We start from the raw sequence: 234 nt of genomic DNA, 5'->3' as shown, positions 1-234 counted from the left end.
CTTTGAATACCGTTTTTATAAAAGTAAGATTTTTCTGTTTTCTCTGAGGGGAGTGTAATACCATAAGTGGCAAAATATTTATAAGGAACTGTTAAAGGAATACCACCTGAAGGATAGTCAGCTATATATGCTTGATAATCATTATGTATATAATAATTGGGGTTAATTATATTATAGTGATTATCCTTCGCTTTTATACCTTCTAGTTTCGTAAACTCAAGTGTAGTATATTCA

1 protein-coding gene is annotated in these 234 nt (G+C 29.5%); it reads right to left on the bottom strand.

What is annotated here, in order from left to right; all coding sequences use genetic code 11:
* Positions 1–234 (bottom strand): hypothetical protein (locus tag AB671_RS22875; RefSeq protein ID WP_228391021.1); only part of this gene is annotated, 234 nt, incomplete at both ends.

This window comes from Chryseobacterium sp. BGARF1, assembly GCF_001677955.1.
Taxonomy (GTDB): Bacteria; Bacteroidota; Bacteroidia; order Flavobacteriales; family Weeksellaceae; genus Chryseobacterium.
The sequence above is the reverse complement of the archived record's forward strand: the minus strand, read 5'-3'. Positions and strand labels throughout refer to the sequence as shown.